General features: G+C 39.5%; 23 protein-coding genes and 1 tRNA gene. 15 read left to right on the top strand and 9 right to left on the bottom strand.

Annotated elements, in window-relative coordinates:
* Positions 1-6 precede the first annotated feature (6 nt).
* The 3 genes from NQT69_RS15475 to NQT69_RS15465 all read left to right on the top strand — a co-directional run bounded on the left by NQT69_RS15475 (position 7) and on the right by NQT69_RS15465 (position 2,415).
* A complete protein-coding gene (locus NQT69_RS15475) occupies positions 7-810 on the top strand; it encodes a substrate-binding periplasmic protein (protein WP_372823396.1) in 804 nt (267 codons plus the stop codon).
* An 82-nt stretch (positions 811-892) separates the two neighbouring features.
* Positions 893-1,459 (top strand): PhnA domain-containing protein, encoded by a 567-nt coding sequence (locus NQT69_RS15470; RefSeq protein ID WP_256828587.1) that lies wholly within the window; start codon positions 893-895, stop codon positions 1,457-1,459.
* Positions 1,460-1,623: 164 nt separating this feature from the next.
* Positions 1,624-2,415, top strand: a complete 792-nt coding sequence (locus NQT69_RS15465; RefSeq protein WP_256828586.1) for an META domain-containing protein — start codon at positions 1,624-1,626, stop codon at positions 2,413-2,415.
* A gap of 84 nt (positions 2,416-2,499) precedes the next feature.
* On the opposite strand, the gene NQT69_RS15460 is transcribed toward NQT69_RS15465, so the two are convergent.
* On the bottom strand, positions 2,500-3,339 hold the full coding sequence (locus NQT69_RS15460) for a 23S rRNA (adenine(2030)-N(6))-methyltransferase RlmJ (RefSeq protein ID WP_256828585.1): 840 nt from the start codon (positions 3,337-3,339) through the stop codon (positions 2,500-2,502).
* Between the two features lie 219 nt (positions 3,340-3,558).
* On the opposite strand from NQT69_RS15460, the gene zapB reads away from it, so the two are divergent.
* The 7 genes from zapB (at position 3,559) to NQT69_RS15425 (ending at position 8,849) form a co-directional block, all read left to right on the top strand.
* Entirely contained in the window at positions 3,559-3,789 is a 231-nt protein-coding gene (gene zapB / locus NQT69_RS15455) for a cell division protein ZapB (RefSeq protein ID WP_256828584.1), read from the top strand.
* Positions 3,789-4,088 carry a cell division protein ZapA gene (locus NQT69_RS15450; RefSeq protein WP_256828583.1) on the top strand — a complete coding sequence of 100 codons (300 nt, stop codon included), beginning with the start codon at positions 3,789-3,791 and terminating at the stop codon, positions 4,086-4,088. The genes zapB and NQT69_RS15450 overlap by 1 nt, the downstream gene beginning before the upstream one ends.
* 63 nt (positions 4,089-4,151) lie before the next feature.
* A complete protein-coding gene (locus NQT69_RS15445) occupies positions 4,152-5,162 on the top strand; it encodes an MBL fold metallo-hydrolase (RefSeq protein ID WP_256828582.1) in 1,011 nt (336 codons plus the stop codon).
* A 53-nt stretch (positions 5,163-5,215) separates the two neighbouring features.
* On the top strand, positions 5,216-6,712 hold the full coding sequence (locus tag NQT69_RS15440) for a transglycosylase SLT domain-containing protein (protein WP_256828581.1): 1,497 nt from the start codon (positions 5,216-5,218) through the stop codon (positions 6,710-6,712).
* 59 nt (positions 6,713-6,771) lie between these two features.
* Entirely contained in the window at positions 6,772-7,260 is a 489-nt protein-coding gene (locus NQT69_RS15435) for an FKBP-type peptidyl-prolyl cis-trans isomerase (RefSeq protein ID WP_256828580.1), read from the top strand.
* Positions 7,261-7,269: 9 nt separating this feature from the next.
* Positions 7,270-7,998, top strand: a complete 729-nt coding sequence (locus tag NQT69_RS15430) for an SDR family NAD(P)-dependent oxidoreductase (RefSeq protein WP_256828579.1) — start codon at positions 7,270-7,272, stop codon at positions 7,996-7,998.
* 11 nt (positions 7,999-8,009) lie between these two features.
* Positions 8,010-8,849, top strand: coding sequence for an amidohydrolase family protein (locus NQT69_RS15425; protein ID WP_256828578.1), 840 nt, complete (start codon positions 8,010-8,012; stop codon positions 8,847-8,849).
* Between the two features lie 221 nt (positions 8,850-9,070).
* Here NQT69_RS15425 and NQT69_RS15420 read toward each other — a convergent pair whose 3' ends face one another.
* From NQT69_RS15420 to NQT69_RS15405, 4 genes are all read right to left on the bottom strand, one after another.
* Positions 9,071-10,246 (bottom strand): mandelate racemase/muconate lactonizing enzyme family protein, encoded by a 1,176-nt coding sequence (locus tag NQT69_RS15420; RefSeq protein ID WP_058560482.1) that lies wholly within the window; start codon positions 10,244-10,246, stop codon positions 9,071-9,073.
* Positions 10,247-10,255: 9 nt separating this feature from the next.
* The gene (locus NQT69_RS15415; protein WP_256828577.1) at positions 10,256-11,023 is read right to left on the bottom strand and encodes a class II aldolase/adducin family protein; all 768 of its coding nucleotides are present in this window, start codon (positions 11,021-11,023) and stop codon (positions 10,256-10,258) included.
* A gap of 160 nt (positions 11,024-11,183) precedes the next feature.
* Positions 11,184-11,507 carry a c-type cytochrome gene (locus NQT69_RS15410; protein WP_256828576.1) on the bottom strand — a complete coding sequence of 108 codons (324 nt, stop codon included), beginning with the start codon at positions 11,505-11,507 and terminating at the stop codon, positions 11,184-11,186.
* Positions 11,508-11,645: 138 nt separating this feature from the next.
* Positions 11,646-12,185: a DUF2058 domain-containing protein gene (locus NQT69_RS15405; RefSeq protein ID WP_256828575.1), complete on the bottom strand. Its 540-nt coding sequence runs from the start codon at positions 12,183-12,185 to the stop codon at positions 11,646-11,648.
* Positions 12,186-12,440: 255 nt separating this feature from the next.
* Between NQT69_RS15405 and NQT69_RS15400 the strand changes: the two genes are divergently transcribed.
* The gene (locus NQT69_RS15400) at positions 12,441-13,583 is read left to right on the top strand and encodes an MFS transporter (protein WP_256828574.1); all 1,143 of its coding nucleotides are present in this window, start codon (positions 12,441-12,443) and stop codon (positions 13,581-13,583) included.
* Here the strand turns inward: NQT69_RS15400 and NQT69_RS15395 are convergent.
* Together NQT69_RS15395 and NQT69_RS15390 are read right to left on the bottom strand one after the other, a co-directional pair.
* On the bottom strand, positions 13,550-14,050 hold the full coding sequence (locus tag NQT69_RS15395) for a prolyl-tRNA synthetase associated domain-containing protein (protein ID WP_256828573.1): 501 nt from the start codon (positions 14,048-14,050) through the stop codon (positions 13,550-13,552). The two genes, NQT69_RS15400 and NQT69_RS15395, sit on opposite strands and share 34 nt — an antisense overlap.
* A gap of 1 nt (position 14,051) precedes the next feature.
* Complete coding sequence (locus NQT69_RS15390) at positions 14,052-14,435, bottom strand: hypothetical protein (protein ID WP_256828572.1); 384 nt, start codon at positions 14,433-14,435, stop codon at positions 14,052-14,054.
* A gap of 173 nt (positions 14,436-14,608) precedes the next feature.
* Here NQT69_RS15390 and NQT69_RS15385 point away from each other — a divergent pair.
* The 4 genes from NQT69_RS15385 (at position 14,609) to NQT69_RS15370 (ending at position 20,858) form a co-directional block, all read left to right on the top strand.
* Positions 14,609-14,684, top strand: a tRNA-Ala gene (locus tag NQT69_RS15385).
* A 145-nt stretch (positions 14,685-14,829) separates the two neighbouring features.
* A complete protein-coding gene (locus tag NQT69_RS15380; RefSeq protein WP_256828571.1) occupies positions 14,830-16,092 on the top strand; it encodes an ABC transporter substrate-binding protein in 1,263 nt (420 codons plus the stop codon).
* A 113-nt stretch (positions 16,093-16,205) separates the two neighbouring features.
* Positions 16,206-18,584: a sensor histidine kinase gene (locus NQT69_RS15375; RefSeq protein WP_256828570.1), complete on the top strand. Its 2,379-nt coding sequence runs from the start codon at positions 16,206-16,208 to the stop codon at positions 18,582-18,584.
* Positions 18,585-18,599: 15 nt separating this feature from the next.
* Entirely contained in the window at positions 18,600-20,858 is a 2,259-nt protein-coding gene (locus tag NQT69_RS15370; RefSeq protein WP_256828569.1) for a two-component system response regulator, read from the top strand.
* 40 nt (positions 20,859-20,898) lie between these two features.
* Here NQT69_RS15370 and NQT69_RS15365 read toward each other — a convergent pair whose 3' ends face one another.
* Both NQT69_RS15365 and proB read right to left on the bottom strand, forming a co-directional pair.
* Positions 20,899-22,146 (bottom strand): glutamate-5-semialdehyde dehydrogenase, encoded by a 1,248-nt coding sequence (locus NQT69_RS15365; RefSeq protein ID WP_256828568.1) that lies wholly within the window; start codon positions 22,144-22,146, stop codon positions 20,899-20,901.
* The gene (gene proB / locus NQT69_RS15360; protein WP_256828567.1) at positions 22,143-23,249 is read right to left on the bottom strand and encodes a glutamate 5-kinase; all 1,107 of its coding nucleotides are present in this window, start codon (positions 23,247-23,249) and stop codon (positions 22,143-22,145) included. Before proB ends, NQT69_RS15365 begins: the two co-directional genes overlap by 4 nt.
* Positions 23,250-24,098 lie beyond the last annotated feature (849 nt).

The raw sequence follows: 24,098 nt of genomic DNA, 5'->3' as shown, positions 1-24,098 counted from the left end.
GGAAAAATAACCCCCTATAATCACTTAAACTACACGACGTACTCATGGGGGCCTAAGGAGGTTGTAATTAAGTTCTATTTTCTAATCCTTTGCTACTTTTTCTGTAAGCCGTTATTCGCGGACGACGCAGTTACATTAAAGTATAATTTAACTGGCTCGGGAAATTATTACCCCTACTATACGGGTGACTCTGATTTACCCGGTATTTTCCCCGAAATAGTAGAGCAAATACTCGCCACAGCGAATATTCAGGGCCAGCACGTTGTGCTACCTGCTAGGCGCACAGTCAAATCGCTCACCACCAGCCAGATTGATTTTGATATTATTAGTACGGCTTGGCTATCAAAAAACGAGCGTAACAACCCACTTTTTGTTTACTCAGCCCCCCTTTTCAAGATGTCTGAATATTTAGTATCTTTACCTGAGCATACCGACAAGTGGCAAACTTTAGCTGCAATAAAAGGAAAAAATGTCGGCACCGTGAGGGGTTATTATTACCATAATGATGATGAATTCAATCGTGTTGACTTTCCTTCTGAAAAAGAGCTCATACAAGCTCTAACACGTCAACGTATTGAAGTCGTTATCATCAGTGAATTATCGGCTTTATATTGGTCAAATGAATTAGCTGTAAAGGTGAAGCTTGGAGCTCTTCATTCAGATGGCTTTTTACGAATTCGCATTTTGCAAAAATATCGTCACCTGTTACCACAGATAAATCAGGCAATTAAACAACTTCATCAAACAGGGGGTTTGAATAAAATTGAACAAAAATACCGAGATGAAATTAGCAAAATACCCACACTTTAAATATGGCTATATTCTATTCTATAGCATGGTTTGCTATTATCTAGGCTCCCCTTTAGCTTAAGACTAAAAAGAGCCTCAATATATGAGCATTGAAAAAGCCCTAGTAGAACGCAGTAATAATCAATGTGAGCTGTGTAGTACAACCGACAACCTATCTGTATACGAAGTTCCCCCTGTTACCGAAGCTCATTCAGATAAATGTATTTACACTTGCCAGATCTGCAAAGAGCAAATAGAAGCCAGCACTGAGTTAACGCCTACCCATTGGCATTGCTTAAATGACAGCATGTGGAGCCAAACACCGGCAGTACAAGTTGTAGCATATAGAATGCTCACTCGTTTAGCACCCGAGAATGGTTGGGCCCAAGATGCGCTGGATATGATCTACCTTGAAGAAGATACCCTAGCTTGGGCGCAAAAAGCATTAGCTCAAGAAGATGATATTAAACACCTCGATAGCAACGGTGTTGTTTTACAAGCTGGTGACACTGTAACGCTTATTAAAGACCTTGATGTTAAAGGCAGCAGTTTAGTGGCTAAGCGCGGCACACCAGTACGAAATATCGGCTTAACCAGCAACCCAGAACATATTGAAGGCCGTGTTGATGGGCAACGCATTGTTATTTTGACTAAGTATGTAAAGAAATAATCTAATTTTGCAGGGGCCAAAAGCCCTAGCATAAAAGTTTTTATTAAAAATGGGCTGCTAGCCCATTTTTTGTTGGATTAAGCTAATATTAAGTGTTTTAGCAATACACTTTAACTTAGTTTCGGCAGAGTAAACGACCTGCTTAGTTCACCCAAGGAAATTTTATGTCATTAAAAACAACATCGTTCACTTGCATCGCTTTATTAGTTTCAAGTGTTGCCCTAACTGGCTGTGGCCAAGATAAAACCAGTGACACTAATACCGAGCAACAAAAGACGATGACAACCCTAAACACTCAAGTGACGTATTTAGATCGTAGTATGCTGCGTCCAGGCTCCGAGTTGACGGTTAAGCTTTCAGATGTATCAAAAATGGATGTTAAGGCAGAGGTTATTTCTGAGCAAACAATAAAATTAGAGGGTGCGCCACCCTACACGGTCTCACTCCATTATGATCAATCTAGCATTAAAGAAAACAATCGCTACAGCGTCAGTGCACGTATTGAAAATCAGGGTCAATTACTTTATACCAGCACAACACATAATGACCCTTTTGCGCAATCTGATGAGCCATTAGAAATAGTCGTCTCTAAAGTGTCTGCGGCCAAACCTGACGTGACACTGACAAACACATATTGGAAAGCCATCAGTTTTAATGGCGAAGATGTTACGGTAAAAACTAAAGAACCTTTTATCCAGTTTAAAGATGATGGTACTACTCATGGCTTTTTAGGCTGTAATAATTTCACTGGTAGTTATGAAGTTAATAACCAAGCACTTTCTTTTAACCCTTTAGCAAGTACGCAAAAAATGTGTATTGAGCAAATGGATGTTGAAAGCACTATGTCAGCGGTACTTGATGCAGTAAGCGAATACACAATTAACGGTGAAACGTTGACGATGAAAGACCAAACGGGTGCAGTCACAGCTACATTCAAAGCAACTTACTTTAATTAATGTTCAATATATTAAAAACGCCCAAGCAATTTTGGGCGTTTTTAAACAGAACAAAAACTCCTAGTTAACCTAAACTCTGGTTAGTTACTCTTCTACTAGCTGCTCGCTACGGTAAAAACCACTGGCGTCACTTAACAAGCTTACTAACTCAGGCAATACGGCATCCATGGTTTGTTTTAATTTCCACGGCGGATTAATAACTATCATGCCCGAGGCTGTCATACCGTGAACGTCGGTATCTGCTTCAGTGCCAAGCTCAAAGAGCTGAATATTGCGCATACCTGAGGCAATAAGCCCTTCCTCCATGCGCAGGATACGCTCTCTATCAACAACCGGATACCAAATCATATAAGTGCCCGTTGCGAAGCGCTGATAGGCTTTAATTAAGGTTTTCACCACAACATCATAATCATCTTTAATTTCATAAGGGGGATCAATAAGCACGCATGCACGTCGTGATGCCGGTGGTAATAAGCCTACCAACCCAGCAAAGCCATTTTCGCCACGCACTCGAATTGAGCGCTTACCCTGCATATTCTGCTCAAGTAAAACAAGATCTTTTGGGTGTAATTCAAAAAACCAGCCCTTATCTTGGCGCCGTAAATAGTGCTCGGCTATTTTTGGAGAACCAGGATAAAAAGCAAGTTCGCCTTCACTATTGAATGACTTGATCAACGCAATATAGTCGTTTAACGCGCTATGCTCACTTTTATGTTGATAAAGCTTAGCAATACCATCTTGGAATTCTTGCGTTTTTTGCGCGTCTGCAGAAGCCAACTCAAAAAAGCCAGCACCTGAGTGGGTGTCAATATAATCGAGCGGCTTATCTTTAATTGTTTGGTAACTCAACACTTGGGCAAGCACTAAGTGTTTGAGGACATCAGCAGGGTTTCCTGCATGAAATGAGTGTCTGTAACTGAGCATAATTTTTGTTTCGCTATAAGCCAATTTATAAAATCAGTGAACCATAAACATCGTGTATTTGGCAACTGAGCGTGAACCGATTCTGAATGAAAAAGCGCATTAACTGAATTATCCCTTAACGGCAAATAAAAATCAGCTAAAACAAGCGTAAATGCTGGCATATAAACTAACTTTGCTTTACATTTGCTAATTATCAATAACAGTTATATGAGCGCCTTTATGAACAACGAAACTCTTTCTCAACTCGAACAACTGATCGACCAATTAATCAGCCGCAATAATGAATTGCAAGCAGAAGTAACCAGCCTTACAGAAAAAAATAGTAAGCTGATTGATGAAAATGAGACTTTACAACTTGAAGTACTTGATAGTGAAGAGAAACAAAAAGACACAAGCACAACCTTAAGCGGTCTATTAGAGAAGCTACAAAGCGCCCAACAGGCTAGCTAATGTCTGAGCTGCAAAACCAACGGGTCACCGTTGAGTTACTTGGCAAAGAGCAGCAATTTGCTTGCCCACCCGGTCAAGAAGATGCACTCATTGCTGCTGCAAAACACCTCAATGATTTAGTAGAACAAATGAAACAGCGTTCTACAGTACGAAATGATCAAAAAGCCTTGTTAATGGCTGCATTGAACATCAGTCACGAGTTATTGGAATTGCAAAAGCAACAAGCCATTGCACAACAGCAGCAAGATGAGCTGATTGATAAACTCAGCTTACACTTAGGTCAACCAAGTGATAAATAAACAAGCGCATTTTGCGCTTGTTTTGTATCCGCTAAAGACCATATTAACTCTAGGGATAACAGCATGACTAACCCCCTTTTCAGTTTTCGTTTAACTCATTTATTAGTCATTGCCCTTACCTTATTACCGACCAGCCAGGCTCAAGCTCAATGGCAAACAATTTCAGAGCATGTTGAATTTTTACAACAACCTACAAAGTTGCGTTTTTATGATTCTAACCAAACGCTAATTAAAGGTGATCACTGCGCATTAATGTTTGATGCTAGTGGTAATTTTTCAGCTGTTGAGGCGACTATCGAGCACCTAAAGCAAACGCTGAATATACCTTTGTGTTACTTAGTCGCGAGCCACTTTCACGATGATCACTTACTTGGCATGGCCGTACTACAACACTATTACCCCAATGCCAAGTTGATCACCCATGACCAGTTAGCTGCCGAGTACCCGCGGTTTCAGCAAGCATTTAATGACAAATTAGATAGCTATGAGCAAAGTATCGAATTAAGCTTTCAACGGTTAGCCGAACAACCTAAAGATAAACAATCCGCTTGGCGTGATAAACTTGAATTAGCAAAAACACGGCTATTACGCTGGCGCGCATACTCATTACAGCCACCAGAGATAACCGTTTCAGACACCCTCACTCTCGACTTAGGTAATTACCCCATCACGATTAATGCCTATCAAGCGCACACAGACGCTGACTTAATGCTCTATGCAGAGCAAAACACGATTCTTGTTGGTGGTGATATCGTTGATTACTTGCCTTACCCAGGACACGGTAACTTAAGCAAATGGCGCGAATTATTAAGCCAATTAAACCACTCTACTAGTGCACAAATAATTTTACCCGGCCATGGTGCTAAATTATCAAATAACGAACTAAAGCAACCTTTAGCTTTTTTAACCGCAATACAACAGCATGTAACAGCCAACCCTGAGCAAGATCTAACTCAATTACAACAAAGTTTTGATCAGCGATTTGCGAAACAATATATTACTGACGAGATATCTCAAAAAGCTTACGTAATGTTTCTACAAGCTGGACTTAAACGCGCTAAACAGTCAAAATAGTCACTGCACACGGTTGTGCTACACTCAATAAAGGACAATTTTTGGTGGTTTTTATGCGCAGTTACTTACTTGCCCTATTGATTACTCTTTTTATGTTACTCGGTTGCGAAACAACAAAAACGCCCACCGCTGACATTAACAACGTACCCGCACCAGTCATTTTTAATCATTTTGAGCCAGCAAACAAAACCGCTATCGAGACAAACACACAAACTGATAAACACAATAAACCAACAATAAAACTACAGCCAGAGCCACAAGCCGCTTCCTCAGATGCCACTATCGTCAAACAAAGTGCTGATTTATGGCAATATATTGCGACAAACTTAGAGTTTAAAATTTACCTTAATAAAGCACTTAATAAACGTATTCAGTGGTATATCAAGCAGCCTACTTATTTAAAAACGGTAAACAAACGTGCGGCTCCTTATCTTTATCATATTGTTCGTAAAATCGAGCAACAAGACTTACCAATGGAAATTGCTTTATTGCCCTTTGTTGAAAGTGACTTTCGGCCAAGAGTTAGTTCATCCCAACAAGCGGTAGGTGTTTGGCAATTAGTCGGTGCAACAGCTTATCATTTTGGCATTAATTCAGATCAATGGTATGACGGCCGACGAGATGTGCTTGCTGCAACCGATGCTGCGCTTGCCTATCTAAAATACCTGCATAAACGTTTTGATGGTAATTGGTTACATGCTTTAGCTGCATACAACAGTGGTGAAGGGCGAGTTAAAAGGGCCATCGCTGATAATAAAAACAACGGAAAAAGCACTGATTATTGGTCGTTAAAACTGCCAAAAGAAACCTCTGAATACGTACCAAAATTATTAGCTTTAAGTTATTTGGTACAAAACCCCCAACTTGGTTTACAACGCCCTAAATTAGCGAATAAAGCCTTAACCACTGAGTTTAATGTGGGCCAGCAATTCGATTTTTCTGTAATAGCGAGTCTATCAGGAATTGGGCGCAAACAACTGCATACATTAAATCCTGGCTATTTAAAAAACCAAAGCTCACCTAATGGCCCTCACACCCTATTACTGCCACTAGAGCAGCAAAGCCTTTTACGCAGCCAGTTCTTTAAAAGTAACTTTTCGGGTGAATATATAGTACAAAAAGACGACACTTTATATTCCATCTCGCGACGTTTTGATCTCTCGGTAAAAAAACTAAAAATGATGAATAACAAAACATCTAACTTAATCGGTATTGGCGAAGCATTAATAGTAGGCCAACCCCGAACTATGCCTGATTCATTAACCATTGATTATAAGATCAGCCCCTACCTTGAACAAACCGAAGTCGCCATCCCAACGGTTGCTATTGAATACCAAGTAAAGCCCGGAGATACCATTTGGGGTATAAGCCAGTTATACGATGTTCCGCATAAAGACTTAGCACAATGGAACCAACTGAGTGCATCCAGTATTTTAAAGCCAGGCTCAAAGCTTGTTTTACACCTGCCGCAAGCGACTAAGCCGATATCTCAATTACACAATCAAGGGATGCTCTCAGGCTTGGAAAAAACCTTAAAACAACCGCATTAGTTTCACATCAGCAATATTTAACTGTAAAATTAATTTTTTCGTATTTTAAAGAGATTGGTATGCAAATCAGTAAAAATTCTGCTGTGGAGTTTCATTACACGTTAAGTGAAGGTGGCGAGCAACTAGAAAGCAGCAAAAATAGTGAGCCACTAAGCTATATTCATGGTGCAGAAGGTATGTTACCAGGTTTAGAATCAGCACTTGAAGGTAAATCTGCTGGCGATAATTTAACGGTTACTTTAGCGCCAAGCGAATCGTACGGTGAACGTGTAGACGATCTAATTCAACGCATCCCTCTTAAGCATTTGCAAGGCGACACAAAAGTATGGAAGCCAGGCATGACAGCCATGGTGCATTCAAATCAAGGTCAACACCAAGTGACTCTTGTAAAAGTAGGCCGCTTTAATGCAGACTGTGATTTAAACCACCCATTTGCCGGTAAAACCCTTACCTTTGATATCGATGTATTAACTGTTAGAGAAGCTACCAGCGAAGAACTTGCCCATGGCCATGTTCATAGCGAAGGCGGCTGTGGTCACAATCACTAAGGATAACGAATGACAAAAGTTGCAATCGTCACCGGTGGTAGTCTAGGTATCGGCCGTGCTATATGCCAACGCTTAGAAAGCGAAGGTTTTAAAGTGTTTAATTTAGATATTCAAGATGGTGATTTTGGTACCTGGCTACCATGTGATGTCAGCCAAGTAGCTAATGTGGAACAAGCAATCTCACAAATTGCACAAAGCCAAGGCCGTATTGATGTGCTGGTATCAAACGCCGGAAAACACTTAAGTGCGACAATAGAGGACACTGACGAAGCAACTTTTGACGCCCTGTTTGCACTAAATGTGAAAGGCGCTTATGCCGCAGTAAAAGCGGTATTACCAAGCATGAAAAAACAGCAAAATGGGGCCATTATTTTTATTGCCTCGGATCAGGCTAATATAGCTAAAACCAATTCTTTTGCTTATAACTTAACCAAGCATGCGCTGGCATCGATGGCTAAAACCACGGCGCTAGATTACGCGGCTTATAACATTAGAGCTAATGCCGTTTGCCCTGGCACCATAGAAACCCCTTTATTTCATAATGCTATAGACGCATATTGCGCAAAAAGTGGGGCGAATAAAGCTCAGATAGTCGAACAAGAGGGCGCCTTGCAACCTCTAGGCCGCTTAGGTCAACCTGATGAAGTCGCTGCACTTGTCGCCTTTTTAGTCAGTGATAACGCCAGTTTTATTACTGGCAGTTTGCAAAATATTGATGGCGGCTACACTGCGCAATAATAGGAATAAAGATGCACACTAAAATTATTGACCCTCATGTGCACTTTTTTAACTTAAATAAAGGCCACTATCACTGGCTAGTGGGAGATACCCCTCCCGCTTGGCCTAAGCTTGAACAAATTAAAAAGCCTGTCAGCGCTGACGATCTAATCGATCAATGCCCGTATGAACTGGCTGCTTTTGTACATATAGAAGCGGGGTTTGATAACCAGCAGCCAATCAACGAGCTATACTGGCTAACTGAGCACTTAAGTAATAGCCAATATAAAGCTGTCGGCTATGCAAAAATAGATGCTGCACCTGATGACTTTAAAAAAGCGATGGCAGATTTAATGCACCCGTCACTCGTTGGCATTAGAGATATCACCGAGGGTGAAGACAGCACTCGCCTATTACATCCTCATACTTTTACAAACCTCGCTTATTTAGCTAAGCATAAGCTGCATTTTGAAGCTCAATTTGAACTTGAAAATAATGAGGTTTGCGAACAATTTAGCAATTATTGTCAGCGTTTACCCGATTTAAAAGTGATGATAAATCATGCCGGATTACCCCAGCAATTAGCACTATGGCAAAAAGGCATCATCACGTTAGCCGACAATAAAAATGTGTATATTAAATATTCTGGATTTGAATTACTGCCTCTAAATCATCAGCAACAACAAACATGCTTTGATTTTATAATTCTGCAGTTTGGTCAAACTCGCGTGATGTTCGCCAGTAACTTTCCTGTTTGCCAAATTCAACAAAAATATTCTGAGCTTTGGCAAAGCCATTTTTCATTATGTAAAAGCCAAGCGTTATGGCAGCAACTTAGCTATACTAATGCCCTTCATTTTTATCAACTTTAACAAGTTGCTTACTATCTTGTGTGAACTACCCAGCGACTTCGCTTCGCTCTGAACACTGGGATTTCTCGACAACTTTAGATAAATTAGCCACTTCCAGCCAGTACTTATTTTACATTCAAAATTATAAGTTAAGCCGTTTTATTTTTCGAGAATCCCCCCCCTTCAACAAAGCAAACTCAATTCAGTTCGCCTCTCGTAGCCCGGTTCTCGCAGCTAGATGCTTATTTAATCTCTACTCTTTGTGAGCGCATCACAATCTCATCGTTTAGCTCAATACCTAAACCTGGCTCTTCAGATACTTCAAAAAAGCCATTTTTTGGTTGCGGATCTTGTAAGCATAATTCACGATTCCACTTTTTAATCGCATACGTATGGTGCTCATGGATTAAAAAGTTCGGGATCGCGGTTTCTAAGTGCAATGAGGCAGCTGTCGCTACAGGGCCACCACAGACGTGCGCTTGAATTCTTACATCAAAAATATCAGCGTAATCACACACTTTTTTAGTCTCAGTAAAACCACCGCATAAGCCTATATCAGGTTGTAGTACGTCAATACTTTGATCTTCAAGATAAGGGCGCACACCCCAACGATTATATAAACGTTCGCCACCGGCAATCGGAACAGCAACCTTATCCGCAACTTTTGCATGCAGAGAGTGGTTTAAGTAGTTAACTGGCTCCTCGTAATACATACAATCAAATTCTTCAGCTATTTCACCTATTTGAATCGCTGACGTTGCACCCGGTAAGCTGTGGCATTCAAAAATAATGTCCACTTCATCACCTACCGCTTCACGAATAGCTTGCATACGTGCACGGTACAGTTTCATTTCAGCACGTGAAATGATCTTAGTACGATCATAATACGTGTTCCCGTCTTTATCATATTGGATAGGGTCAACTTTGACGGCGTCGTAACCTTCTGCAATTGCTTTTAAGGCTGCTTCTGCATATTCTTGTGGTTGTACTAGCGCTTTAAACTCGCTATCCCAGTCAAACTGTAATTGCGAGGCATAGGTGCGCAATTTATCATTTACTTTACCACCAAGTAATTGATAAACAGGTAAACCGAGTGCTTTACCTTTAATATCCCAAAGCGCAGTATCAATGGCACTCATCGCAGCATAAACTACAGGGCCACCACCTAAACCCCAAAAGCTTTCACGTAACATACGCGACCAAAGCTTTTCAGTTTGAAATGGGTCATGACCAATCAAAAACGCATCAGCCATTTCTTTGATCATAGCAGCAGCCGCACTATGGCCTAAGTCATATGCAAGACCTGCCTCACCAACACCGCTAATTCCTTCATCTGTGTGAATACGAACAAACACAGGAGTCCATGCTGGACGCTCAGGGCAATGGATATCAAATACTTCAACGCGATTAACTTTCATGAAAATTCCTTAATTAGCAAAACTTGGATCAAGACGATAGGCTTTACGTAGCATTGCAGGCCAAGCTAACTGACCACCCGTGCTACCGCTGTGCACAACATTGGCTTGATTATAAATATTATCGATTATCGCTTGAGGCACTGGCGTGACGTCTGCCCCACTTGATTGCAATGCGAGTTGAATTTCACACGCGCGCTGTAAATCATAAAAACGCATAAAGGCGTCACCCACTGTTGGCCCTACCGTTAAGCCACCATGATTAACGAGTAACATATGATTTGTATCAGCTAGGTCATCTTGCAGCCGTTTTCTTTCATCATCATTTACTGCAAGCCCTTCATAGCCATGATAAGACAATGATGGTAAAGAAAACATCGAATACTGACTAAGTGGCAGTAAGCCTTGTTTTTGAGTCGCAACAGCGATGGTTTCTTTAGTATGTAAATGAATAACACAGTGAGCATCATCACGCACTTCATGGATGGCACTATGAATAGTAAAGCCAGCTGGGTTTATACTAAACGGTGTGTCATCTAAAATATTGCCCGCTAAATCAACTTTAACGAGATTTGATGCGGTTACCTCATCAAATGTTAAGCCAAACGCATTGACAAGATAATGATCTGTACCGGGTAATCGTGCAGACAAATGCGTATAGATTAAATCCCCCCAACGAAAGTGATCAACTAAGCGATAACACGCGGCTAAATCGACACGTAACTGCCATTCTTGTGCTGATACTTTATCTTTTAAATCAAGTTGCGGTAATTCAAACATATTTATGCCTTGTATAAACACACCGAACACAGTGCGAAATAGATGTATAGAAGTCTAAAGCAGTCTAAGGTTGCAATCAACCATTACACACAAAACAGCCACACCAAATAAATTGGTGTGGCTGTTTAAGTGTTAATTTAAGTACAGGTTAACCTGAAGGTTACTTAACGTTAGCTAAGTAATCAGCAATTGCTGCCATTTCTTCTTCAGATACATTAGCAACCATAGCCTTCATTGCTGCTGCCATGCCATTGCTACGCGCGCCTGATTTAATGTCTTTCATTTGCGCAAGTAAGTACTCTTTATTCTGACCATTCAGTTTCGGGTACAAGGCCATAATTGGCGCTTTGCCTTCAGGGCCGTGACAAGTTTGGCATAATTTAGCCGTGTAAAGAGCCTCACCTTCAGCAGCCGCTGATGTAAAAGATGCGCTAGCTGCCATTGCAAGGCTAGCCCCTAAAAGTAATGTTGTTATCTTGCTCATTGTATTTTCTCTTCTTTTTGACGGTTTATAAATTTACTTATTTAATTGTAGACCATGCGTAATAGCATGCTAATTTTGTACGCAATTTATACACATTGAAGATCACTGGGCGCGTTTAAAAGGCTCCGATTGCAAAAATTACCAAACAAGATCATCAGGTACTTCAAAGTCTGCATACGGGTCATCATCGTCTTTACCTTTGTCTTCTGGCTCAACGTGAAACACGATGTACTTTTCATCAACTTCAGCTACTTTTCGTGCTGGCTCGTCTTCAAGTACAAAAAATTGCCCTTCTAAAACACATATAGCCAAACGACCACCCGCAAGCGCCTTTTGTGTTTTTTCATTCACGTCCAGCTCTTTAACTTTGTTTTCATAGGTAAAGTTAAAAGTACGCTCACCACGGATTTCATCTTGATTATGATGCTCTAAAATCTGTTTTACACGGGCGACTTGCTCACGCTGTTTTAAATCACCTTGACGAGCTTGATTTAGCTCTTCAGCTTTCTTTTGCTGTTCTAACTTAGTTTGCTCAATATGCTTTTGCAGATCGCTAGGGTTGCTCGTTGCGCCCTTTTTTTGTTTTTTCTGCTGTTTACGTTTTTCGCTTTTTGCCACTTTCGCTTTATGCGATGTAGTCAGTCCTGCTTGTAGCAATTGGTCTTGTAATGAACCCATGGCCTTGTTCCATTGAATGCTGATATTAGGATTATTTTATACCCATAGCCCAGTTACCTCAACATCGAAGCACCATAGCAAGAGAAGTAATTTAGCCAGTTATTAAAAGTGACTGTAACAAAGCTGGTAAAACAAAACCTGATGTAACGCAATAAAACCCTATTTTAATACAGAACAAGCAACTTATTGTTGCTTTATCATTGATTTAAAAAGCACTAAGCGTAAGCTAACAGCTTTTATTCGCTGGTCAAAATAATGCGTATTTCTCACTTATTATTGTGCTCATTGTTTATATTTTTTGTCTTGTATGCACCGCAACCATTATTAGGCCTTTTCGCAACACAATTTTCTGTCACGCCTGCAAATGCCGGCAGCCTTATGACAGCAACCATGCTACCTCTTGCCGTTGCCCCTTTGGTATATGGTTTATTACTTGCTAAACAAAATCCGTTGCTCATTTTGCGTTATGCAATGTATATGCTGGCATTAAGCTGTATTGTATTTACCAAAGCCCCCAGCTTTGAACTCCTACTGCTGCTGCGCTTTATTCAAGGACTCATTTTACCTGCTGCCCTGACCGCTATGACCACCTTTGTTAGTAGCACATATAAAGCAGATCGCTTACAGCAGAATATGACCTTGTACATAGGTAGTACTATTGCTGGAGGCTATTTCGGTCGCGTTTTAGCTGCAGTGTTTACAGACTTATGGAATTGGCAAAGTTTTTACTACGTCATAGCTATAGGTTTAGTATTACTTGCAGTTACACTACCTAACAACCATCAGCAAAACACTAAGCAGGTGTTATCACCACTTAACTATTTAAAACAATTAGCCACAGCGCAAATTTTAACGCTATATGGCGCAGTATTTTGCATGTTCTTTTGTTTTGCAGCGTTATTAAATTACCTGCCTTTTATTTTGCAAAATACGTTTTTAATTACTAATACGCGAGATATTGGGTTTGTGTACAGTGGCTATCTAATCGGTGCTTTAGCGTCAATATTTACCCCTTGGTTATTAACTCGTAGTCGCAGTTCATGGCACTTGCTCTGTGCTGTTTTTAGTCTTTACTGCGCCGCGATTGTGCTCTTAATGAATAGTCAGTTAGTGGTATTTTTATTTGCCTTTACGGTGTTTTGCGCTGCCATGTTTATGATTCATGCAACAGCAGCTCCTTTGGCTAACAAAATCAGTAACGCGCCACCGAGCGTTACCAATGGCGGTTATGTATCATTTTATTATAGTGGCGGCGCGCTGGGTTCTTTTTTACCTGGCTTGGTATACCAGCATTATGGGCACGTCGCGTTTATGGCTGTATTATTGCTAGTATGCTTATGCGGATTAGCCTTAGTATTAAGTGGTTATTTAGCAGGTAAAAAAACCACCTTAGGTTGATGCCCTGTATTGGCAAAAAACTGCTCTAAATCATTTTTTTTCATTAACCATGTTTCGGTATTTTCAAATGGGTGGCAATGAAATAGCTCACTAAACCAAATATCTTGGTCGAGCCATAAAGTCACATTATTTTGCTTATCGTTCATAAGCGCCAACATAGACACACTACCCGGTGCTACTTTTAAATAACGCGCTAGTCGCTCATCAGAAGCAAACCCTAATCGTGATAAGCCTTGGTATTTCGCCACTGCTTTTAAATCTAACTGTTTATCATGAGCAGTAATCACTAGAAAATGATTTTTGCCTTCGTTATCACGTAGAAAGAGATTTTTTAACCGGGTTCCTGGGCGCTCAACTAACAATGCATCAGCATCAAGACTGCCATGAAGAGCAGGATGTTCAATCGCTTCATATTGAATATTCAAATACGCCAAATAATCGACTAACTTAGATTTACTCTCTAACATTTTATAAACAACGCCCTCTTAGTTGTACGCTAAGTTCTCGCCATACGACTTCATCAATTTCATAATTGCTTGGGCAATACTGCTGTTGCGCTAACTCGTTCTGCAGCAATTCAACCGCTTGATCTTCAAGTTGCAGCTTCAGGCTATTTGATTCTTCAAAATACTCTTGCTCTGCAAAATCTTTAAACTCTCTGCGAGTTAGCGGACGATCTGAATTACGGCTTTTTCTACTATTTGCTTTTACTGACACCACATAAGCAAAGATTTTATTACCTTGCTCATCTAATTTTTTATACAGTTGTTTATTATTTATTTCAAACGGCGGCTCGTCTTGGCTGGCGCAACCAAAGAGCAAAACCAGTAACACCCAGGCATATTTTTTCATTATTAGTTTCTTTGTGCTTTTTAATAGTCGCTAGTCTAACAAAAATTCACTGTTTTCGTGAAAATTCATAAAAAATATAAAAAATGCTTGACCAAATTTATAAATCTCATTAAAGTTCGTCCCGCTTAAACGGAACCTTAAGCAGGTTACAAAATTTGTAACTTTAGGAATGTGGGGCTATAGCTCAGCTGGGAGAGCGCCTGCCTTGCACGCAGGAGGTCAGCAGTTCGATCCTGCTTAGCTCCACCACTTTCCTATCTTTCACTTCTTACTCACACTTTGCTTTTCTTGCTCATTCAAATAAATAATTTTTAAGCTATTTTCATCGTCCTAACTTGAGTCTATGTTAATGATTAGCTATACCTAATCTAATAATAGTTTATTAGGTTCGATTATGGATTTGCCTAAACGGGCAACACTGAAGAAGATAGCAACCCTTGGTGCAACGGCGAGTATCATTACTCATGTCCCATACGTTTTTGCACGTAAAAAAACCACCCTAAGGGTACTGGGCACCCACGTTACACTGCAAGAAGCCATTCGTAAGCAAGCTATGGATGATTTAGGCTTGGAGATTGTTTTTAGCGTTGCAGGAAGCGCCTCGGTGTTACAACAAGCTTCAATGGACCCAAACTCTTTTGACCTTTACGAACAATGGTCTAATAGTATCAATGTTTTGTGGAGTGCAGGAAGTATCCAGCCAATCGAAAAAAAGCGCATCACTCACTTTAACGAAATCAACTCTCTCACTAAAACCGGAAAGCTTACTCAAGACGCATCTATTGGCGCAGGAGATGCGCCTTACAAATTACTTAATATTCAAGGTGATGGTACTCTAAACGCACAAGAAACAGATTTAATAAGCTATTTACCATATGTCCACAATGTCGATTCATTTGGCTACAACTTAGACAGCATCCCTCTTGGAAGCGCATATGAATCTGAAAGTTGGGCTTGGTTACTCGACGAAAAAAATCGTGGCAAAGTAGGCATAGTAAATGCGCCAACAATTGGCATTTTTGATTTGGCACTCGCAGCGCAAAGTAAAGGCTTGATAAAATTTGTTGATATAGGCGCTATGACCCGCGATGAACTAGATAGGTTATTTTTTATTTTACTCGACTATAAAAAACAAAAACACTTTAATGGCTTTTGGAACTCAGTACCTGAGTCCGTTGAATTTATGAAAAATAACCGGGTTAGTATTCAAAGTATGTTCTCTCCCGCTGTCGAGAGTTTAAACAGCCAAGGTGTCAATGTACGATTTGCAGCTCCTAAAGAAGGCTACCGTGGCTGGCACGGTGTGATGTGCCTATCATCACAAATCACTAGTAACACAAAAGATGCAGCCTATGACTATATGAACTGGTGGTTAAGTGGCTGGCCTGGTGCTTTTATTGCTCGCCAAGGCTATTACATAAGTAACCCTGAACGCTCAAAACCGTTACTTTCAGAAGCTGAATGGCAATACTGGTATGAAGGAAAAGAAGCAACGGAGGCACTGCTTAATACGCAAGGTAAAGTATCTGTAGAAGCGGGTAACGTTCGCAGTGGTGGTAGCTATTTAAAACGTTTCAGCAATGTAGCTGTTTGGAATACAGTTATGCCAACCTATGATTACAGCTTGCAAAAGTGGTATGAGCTAATTAGCCGCTAATGAAAATAAATTCTATCAAATCAAAAATCATCGCTGCGATCTCATTATTAGTTATAATTTTACTGTTTCAAAGCTATTTATTTTCAAGTGCGCAAAATTCACTAAGAATACTTTTGACAGTACAAAATGATGCTCAAATTCAAAGTGAAGCAACCAACGATCTTGAAAATAACGTCATCTCACTACAAGGGCAAGTAACTCATTACGTTGATAAAGCCAAGCCAATTTCAGTAGATAACTTTAAACGTTTTCAGTTGAATGCTAAAAACGACTTAAAGAAACTCAATGCCAATGCACAAAAGCATTCAAGTTCATATAAAGACTTGCTTACTCGTTTAGGAGAGCACTTAACAAACTTCAACCGAACATTTGAGCAAGTCGTTAAAAACAGAGAAAATCGTGTACGTTTATTCAATACACGCTTCAAGCCTGCGGTTAATAATTTAATATTGCACCTCAACGCGTTGAAAAATGTTGAAGGCTCGAGCCATGAGGCAATTTACACAGATGCAATGCTAACGCTTTTAAACATAAACTACGCGACAGAAAACTACTTAGAAAATACTGACTTCGATATTTCGCAGACAACCAGCCAAGATGTTGATCAGCTTAAGCTGCAGCTAGATAAGATAGAAAAATTTATTGATCCAGGCTCAATACAACCTAATAGGTTGCTAAACAAAGAGTTTTTAGAAATAAAAAAAAGCTATAACCAGCTTATTTTACTGTCGAGAGGCTATAACTACTCGGTAAATGTTGTTTTGACAGGTGTTGCAAATGAATTACTGTATTTAACAGACCAGATAAACCGTACTGAAAAAAATACCTTTCTCCAAGCGCAAAAGCAAGTCAGCTTACACCTAGATCAACAAGCGGAACAAAGTAAAGTATTTGCGCTAGTGATGTTGGTATTATTAATTACAATATGCATTTTTATTGTGCGCACAATAATATCCCCTATAGATAGTCTTTCTTTGCTTTTGAACGATATGAACAACGGTAAGCAACGTGGTCTACTGGTTGAGCCTGAACAAGATAATGAATTTTCGCATGCGATAAAAGCGGCCAATTCTCTGTATAAGAAAAATGTTGAAACAAACACACTATTAATAGAAACCCAAGAGCTAAATGACCAAATGAAAGCGGTAAACTCAGCATTAAAAGCAGCAAAACATCAAGCAGATATTGCCAATGAGGCAAAAAGTAAGTTTGTCGCTAATATGAGCCATGAGCTGCGCACACCCTTGAATATCATTTTAGGAATGCAGCAACTTTTATCTGAAGAAATTACAGATGATGCGCATAAAAAGTATATTGCCAAATCCCTTACCAGTGGTAACAACCTACTTTTATTAGTAAATAATATTTTAGAGTTATCAAAGCTAGACTCGAATCAATCCACTATCGAAAATGTTAACTTTACCATTAAAGAGGTGTCACAGTTCTTATCAGAATCATTTTCAAGCTTGTGTAAGTCTAAGGACCTAGAGTTTAATATATTACTTCATATGGATGAAGACATCTCCTTGACAGGTGACTATTTAAAGCTAAACCAAACCTTAAAATTTGTAGTCGACAATGCAATCAAATTTACCGAGCAAGGCAGTGTCACAATCACGATAACGGCCGATTCATTGAACAACGACTCAACTACCTTAGGTTTTTCAGTAAAAGATACGGGAATTGGTATTCCTGAAGATAAGTTATCAGCAATTTTTAATCCTTTTTATCAGAGCGATGACTCCTACTCCCGTAAATATACTGGAACAGGGTTAGGATTAAGTATTAGTCAAAAGCTGATCAAACTGCTAAATGGCGAAATTCAAGTCAAGAGTAGACAAGGTGAAGGCACTGAGGTGCTCATCTTTTTAAATTTTGATATCAATTCAGCTCTTTTCGCAACGCCTAATTTCTCCCAGACACAATTGATAAACTTGCCTGTGGCTTTAGAGAACTTAGACTTTAATAATGTACTGTTAAGTGAGTCGTTCGACCGGTTTACTAAAGACTACAGTAACTTTATAAAAGAAGCAGAAGTGCTTTATAAGCAACAACATATTCTTGAGTTAAGACGTATGTTGCATACGTTTGTAGGTTTAACCGGCACTCTGGGCTTGGAACGATTAGAGGAAGTGGCTAAGAAACTCCAAAAAGATGTAAAACAATCTACACCGATAAACTTTACTCCTTGCCAGCTGCAACTTGAAATTTCTTTGCGTGCAATAGAGCAGTTTGCTATTGCTAACCAACTAAAAGCAAGTCAAGCGATCACCCTTAATATTGAAAGTAATATTGAGTACCTAGATGAAATACTTGAATTAGCTAAATCAGCTAAACCTATTCCCCAGGTGCTTATTTTACAACTTGAGCAGCATATAGAAAACGTATCAGAAAATACGCAATTAGTACGGTTAAGAGAAGCGATAAATCAATTTAACTTTCAATCGATTAAAACACTCATTAATAACTATTTAAATGGCCTTAAAAACTAGACAAAACCCTTAATCATGAGCTATTTTTTATCTAATGGTGAAACTGAAATTGAGAAATTAGTGTCCCAAAAGAGCTTATCCACACAAAACGCTGACCGTCAAAAGCCGTTAATTCTCATCGTTGATGATGAACCCAATAATCTGCATATATTGGTTGAAGGCTTGCTATCAGATTATGACGTTCGCGTATCAACTAGCGGCAGAAGTGCGCTTGAATTTATTGAAACGACACGTCCCGATTTAATACTACTTGATATCATGATGCCACAGATGGACGGTTATGAGGTCTGTAAAAAGCTAAAGCAGAACCAAAACAGCAAGGGTATTCCTATTATATTTGTCACCGCCCTCACCGAAGAAGAATCCGAAGAACAAGGTTTCGAACTGGGTGCCGTGGACTATATTCACAAACCCTATAAATTGGCACTCGTTCGTGCTCGTGTACGTGCACACATCTCTGTGCAAGGAATGCTCGATCGCCTCATTGAAAAAAACTTTGAATTACATGACAAATTCCTTGAGGTAGAAAACCTTGCTTCTGAGCTTACCAAGCGTGATGTTGAATTAAAAAAACTATCCGCCAAACAAGCTTTATTTTATCAAGCCCTCACCAGCACAGCCGATGGCGTAGTAATCACAAATCACAAGGGCATTATCATTGCTGTCAACCCATCTTTTTGCCGAATAACAGGGTTTTGTGAAAGTGAAGCTCTTGGACAACCATTAAAAGAAATCAAAAAAAATAACCTACCAGAGATAAGCTTTGATGATATATGGCTACATGCAAGCAAAGCGGGTTACTGGAGTGGTGAGCTGACTACACGACGAAAAAGCGGTGAGCTATATCCTGAATTACTTACTCTTAGTATGGTTAAAAACGAAGTCGATACTAACATTAACTTTATTGGTGTCTTTAGTGATATTTCGAGTGTAAAAGTCACTCAAGAGCGTATTGACTATTTAACATGGCATGATGAGCTTACAGGTCTCCCTAACCGTAATAACTTTTTAAAAATTCTGGATCAACAATTACGTGAGCAAAATAAACAGCAAAGCTATACCTGTATTTTTATTCTCGATATAGATAGCTTTCATTCAATTAATGATGGCCTTGGCCTAGTGGCGGGCGATAAAGTATTAAAAGAGTTTGCAACACGAATAAACGATAATTTAGATAATAAAGATATCGTTGCACGTCTTGGCAGTGATGAGTTTGCTGTACTATGTGAAACACAAAAAGGAACTGGTTATGAAAGAACACAATCTTTAGCTAATGTAACCGCGCAAAAACTGCTACTAGCCGCCAGTGAACCATTTGATATCGAAGAACAAAAAATTAGTTTAACGATCAGTATAGGAACCTATATTCTTCCTCGTAACGAATTAAGAGGAAGCGCAATTGAAACTATTCGAAACTGTGAAGCTGCTTGCTATAAAGCAAAAGAAAAAGGCGGCAATAGAGTCACCTCATTTGATACATCTTTTGGCGAACAAGCTAAACGACGTTTCGAAGTTGAGCAAGACTTACGTCAAGCAATTGCTCAGCAAGAACTAGTACTTAACTTACAATCACAATATGATCACAACCACACCTTAAAGGGTGCTGAGGTGCTCCTTCGCTGGCAACATACAACAAAAGGTTTTATTAGCCCTGCTGAATTTATCCCAATAGCCGAAGAGTCTGATATTATTTATGATTTAGATCGCTGGGTAACCACAGAAGCACTAAAGCTGCTAGAGCAAGTTAATCAGCACAATCCCAGTTTATCGCTATCCATCAATATTAGTGGCCGTCATTTTCATGAAAAGCGTTTTTTGAGTTTTATCACTGACAGCATGAATAATGCCCCTATCAACCCTGCTAACCTAACAATTGAAATCATAGAAGGTACATTACTCAATAACATGGAAGACGCGGTTGCTGCGGTACGTCAGTTAAAAAAATTAGGCATGAGGGTATCCATTGATGACTTTGGTACTGGCTATTCGAGCTTAACTTACTTAAAGCAATTACCGATTGATGAGTTAAAAATTGATAAATCGTTTGTTTTAGAGGCACCTAGTAACAATAATGACAAGCTGATTATTGATATGATTGTTAGTTTAGGTGATTTATTTGATCTTAAAATAGTTGCAGAAGGAGTTGAAGGTAAAGAGCACTTAACTATGCTGCAATCTTTTCAAAATATGACACTCCAAGGCTACTATTTGCATCGCCCCGAGCCTGCAGCAGATTGGTTAAACACTTTAACTAACAAAAATGCCGAGTCATAAACTCGGCATTCAATACTAACTTATAACACTAATTTGTTAATTACTCGCGTACTTGGCCTTCACCATCCACTAAGTATTTTTCTGTGGTGAGTGACTCTAAGCCCATTGGGCCATAAGCATGCAGTTTAGATGTTGCAATACCAATTTCAGCACCTAAACCTAACTGTGAGCCATCAGAAAAACGTGACGATGCGTTAACCATCACGACTGATGCATCCACACTGCGCTGGAACAATTTAGCTGCATCTTGGTTTTTAGTACAAATTACTTCAGTATGATTAGAGCCAAACTGAGCGATATGATCAATGGCACCTGCAAAATCAGGCACAACTCTAATTGCAATTTCTAAATCAAGGTACTCTTGACCAAATTCATTGTCGGCCAGTACCGTTGCATCATCAAAGTACTTCGCAGCTTGGCTATCAGCATTAATTTTAACGCCTTCTTGGCGAAGTACAACCGCACATAAATTTAAAAACTCGTCAGCTACTGCTTCGTGTACAACTAAGCCTTCTAGTGCATTACATACGCCAGTACGTTGAGTTTTACCATTTAAAAGAAGGTTTATCGCAACTTCTAAATCAGCATCTTTATCAACATATAAGTGGCAAACACCTTTAAAGTGCTGGATAACAGGGATAGTACTGTTATCGGTAACAAAGTTGATTAGCCCTTCACCACCGCGTGGAATAATTAAATCAATGCTGTCTCTTTGCTGCATTAATTCCATCAGTAATGCACGATCAGGATCGGGGATCACTGAGATAAGTGCAGCAGGAAGACCATTAGCTTCAAGCACTTTGTGCATTACGCTAGCGATAGCTTGTGAGCTTTTCAGTGCTTCTTTACCACCACGTAAAATAACACCGTTACCTGACTTAAAGCACAACGCACCGGCATCTGCGGTTACATTTGGTCGCGCTTCATAAATCATACATACAACACCTAGCGGTACTCGCATTTTACGAATTTTAATACCATTAGGGCGTTCTGTAATATCACGCAGCTGACCAACAGGATCTTCAAGGCTTACAATAACTTCAATGCCCTCAGCCATCGCTTCAATACGCTCATCATTGAGCGTTAAACGGTCTATCATAGATGCGGCTAGATTATTATCTCTAGCAGCAGCTAAATCACTTTCGTTTTCTGAAATTATAAATGCTTTTTGCTCACGTAATGCTGCCGCCATTTCCAGTAACACACGGTTTTTTGTCTCGGTATCGAGTAAAGCTAACTGGTGAGCAGCTTTTGCTGCTTGGCGTGAAATATCCGTAATTAAACTCATGACTTCTCCAATAATGCGATATCTTTTTCTGAAATAACGGGACCAATCGAATCTTGCATTTTGTCGCTAAATTCACTTTGCTCGTTATCAGCTATAAAATTCAATAAACAGCTACTGTAGTTAGCTGTCGCTTTAGCTAGACGCGTACCATCGTTACTGCGCACTAAAATAGTGTCGCCGATGGCAAATTCACCGTGTACGGCAACAATTTCATCACCGCGTATACATCCAGTTTCGCCTTCAAGCGACTCATCAAATGAACCTTCAACCACAACTTCACCTTGCTCATTTGCTGTATGAGTCATCCAGTGCACTGCTTCTTGCATTGGCTTTTCATAAGGTAAAAAGATGGTGCCAGGGTTTATCCCTTCGAGTAACTGGTTAAACGTCTGCTCTTTAAAACCATTAATTATGTATGTGGTTATACCATGCGAAGTGGCTTTTTCTGCCGCCTCAATCTTGGTTTTCATACCACCAGTACCTACCGCACTGGTCGCACAACCAGCCATAGCGTAAATAGATTCATCAATCGACTTTATTTCAGGTAATAACTCTGCGTCATCGTGTAGGTTCGGGTTTTTGTTATAAAGCCCATCTACATCTGAGAAAATCATCAATGCATCAGCATCTGCTGCTGCTGCAACCATTGCAGATAAATTATCGTTATCACCTACTTTTAAATCATCGGTAGTAACCGTGTCATTCTCATTCATGATAGGCAGTACACCATGCTCTAACAGTGTAAACACAGTTTCACGAATGCTCTCATAGCGTTCACGATCACGTAAATCACCATGAGTTAATAAGATTTGTGCCGATGGAAAATCAAAAAAGCGGTCCCACATAGCCATCATTTCTGTTTGGCCTGCGGCTGCCATTGCTTTTTTCATGGTCACTGTGCGCTCTTGCTGCTCAGGGAATAAATGCGCGCCGGCTGCAACTGAACCAGACGAAACTAAAATAACTTCAATGCCCCGGCTACGACAACGAACAATAAACTGTGCGATAGTTAATAAATAACGTGAACGACAACCATCTTGATCCGGAGCTATTAGAGCGCTTCCCACTTTAAGTACAATACGTCGCCAATTTAACTTTTGCATAATGTGTTTCAACTTTCCATTTAACTGTAACTTCCCAAAAGAGAAGTAAGAAAACAATCACTTAGCTTTACCACTAAGTTACGAGTTTACATTTTGTATGTCCAAATACACTTTTTACGCACTCAGCCAAAAACACTCACCTTTTTACTAAAAAAGTGAATTTTAGATATAGCACAACTTTTGCCCAATCATTAGATTGAACAGTTATAAAGTAAAATAAAAAGTGTTGTTTATGCATCGCTGTAAAAAGCTGTGTGAAGCTTCTTTATTAACAACATACATAGAGCCTCTAAAGTCAGGTACACCAACAGATAGGGTGATGACTCAAGGACCGAGATTTGTTCACCACGATGGGCGCCAAATATTGAACAGGTAACAATTCAACTCAAAATATAAAAACAAAGGTTTAATGCCTTTATTATTACAAGTGAATCAATACCCAAAAATGAGTAAATACATACAAATTGTATTCAAAACAATTAATCAATTGATTTTTAAGCAAATAGATATAATAACCTTCATTTAAGTTTACTGATTTAAGGTGAACTTAAAAATAACTATATGTATTCGCTTATAGTTAACGAGTAACTAATTAGATAACAAATTGTTTGAACACTAACTATAATACGCTAAAATCGTCTGTAAGATCAAGGCTATATTTTATTCAACAGTCAAATTCGCGCTCAATACAAATAAAATAGCAATATTTTTCAATATGTTGCATCAACATGAAATTTTTATGTAATCGTTTTAATTACCCGAGAGAAAAAATTTTCTCCAAAAAAACAATATGCAGCTAAAATTCAATTAAGACAAATCAACATATCCCTGTACTATTAGTTTTGCTAG

The organism is Pseudoalteromonas shioyasakiensis, assembly GCF_024518675.1.
Classification (GTDB): Bacteria; Pseudomonadota; Gammaproteobacteria; order Enterobacterales; family Alteromonadaceae; genus Pseudoalteromonas; species Pseudoalteromonas shioyasakiensis_B.
The sequence above is the reverse complement of the archived record's forward strand: the minus strand, read 5'-3'. Positions and strand labels throughout refer to the sequence as shown.

Coding starts and splice junctions, on each gene's coding strand:
- NQT69_RS15470 (WP_256828587.1), top strand. CDS start 893: ATGAGCATTGAAAAAGCCCTAGTAGAACGCAGTAATAATCAATGTGAG.
- NQT69_RS15465 (WP_256828586.1), top strand. CDS start 1,624: ATGTCATTAAAAACAACATCGTTCACTTGCATCGCTTTATTAGTTTCA.
- NQT69_RS15460 (WP_256828585.1), bottom strand. CDS start 3,339: ATGCTCAGTTACAGACACTCATTTCATGCAGGAAACCCTGCTGATGTC.
- zapB (WP_256828584.1), top strand. CDS start 3,559: ATGAACAACGAAACTCTTTCTCAACTCGAACAACTGATCGACCAATTA.
- NQT69_RS15450 (WP_256828583.1), top strand. CDS start 3,789: ATGTCTGAGCTGCAAAACCAACGGGTCACCGTTGAGTTACTTGGCAAA.
- NQT69_RS15445 (WP_256828582.1), top strand. CDS start 4,152: ATGACTAACCCCCTTTTCAGTTTTCGTTTAACTCATTTATTAGTCATT.
- NQT69_RS15440 (WP_256828581.1), top strand. CDS start 5,216: ATGCGCAGTTACTTACTTGCCCTATTGATTACTCTTTTTATGTTACTC.
- NQT69_RS15435 (WP_256828580.1), top strand. CDS start 6,772: ATGCAAATCAGTAAAAATTCTGCTGTGGAGTTTCATTACACGTTAAGT.
- NQT69_RS15430 (WP_256828579.1), top strand. CDS start 7,270: ATGACAAAAGTTGCAATCGTCACCGGTGGTAGTCTAGGTATCGGCCGT.
- NQT69_RS15425 (WP_256828578.1), top strand. CDS start 8,010: ATGCACACTAAAATTATTGACCCTCATGTGCACTTTTTTAACTTAAAT.
- NQT69_RS15420 (WP_058560482.1), bottom strand. CDS start 10,246: ATGAAAGTTAATCGCGTTGAAGTATTTGATATCCATTGCCCTGAGCGT.
- NQT69_RS15415 (WP_256828577.1), bottom strand. CDS start 11,023: ATGTTTGAATTACCGCAACTTGATTTAAAAGATAAAGTATCAGCACAA.
- NQT69_RS15410 (WP_256828576.1), bottom strand. CDS start 11,507: ATGAGCAAGATAACAACATTACTTTTAGGGGCTAGCCTTGCAATGGCA.
- NQT69_RS15405 (WP_256828575.1), bottom strand. CDS start 12,185: ATGGGTTCATTACAAGACCAATTGCTACAAGCAGGACTGACTACATCG.
- NQT69_RS15400 (WP_256828574.1), top strand. CDS start 12,441: ATGCGTATTTCTCACTTATTATTGTGCTCATTGTTTATATTTTTTGTC.
- NQT69_RS15395 (WP_256828573.1), bottom strand. CDS start 14,050: ATGTTAGAGAGTAAATCTAAGTTAGTCGATTATTTGGCGTATTTGAAT.
- NQT69_RS15390 (WP_256828572.1), bottom strand. CDS start 14,435: ATGAAAAAATATGCCTGGGTGTTACTGGTTTTGCTCTTTGGTTGCGCC.
- NQT69_RS15380 (WP_256828571.1), top strand. CDS start 14,830: ATGGATTTGCCTAAACGGGCAACACTGAAGAAGATAGCAACCCTTGGT.
- NQT69_RS15370 (WP_256828569.1), top strand. CDS start 18,600: ATGAGCTATTTTTTATCTAATGGTGAAACTGAAATTGAGAAATTAGTG.
- NQT69_RS15365 (WP_256828568.1), bottom strand. CDS start 22,146: ATGAGTTTAATTACGGATATTTCACGCCAAGCAGCAAAAGCTGCTCAC.
- proB (WP_256828567.1), bottom strand. CDS start 23,249: ATGCAAAAGTTAAATTGGCGACGTATTGTACTTAAAGTGGGAAGCGCT.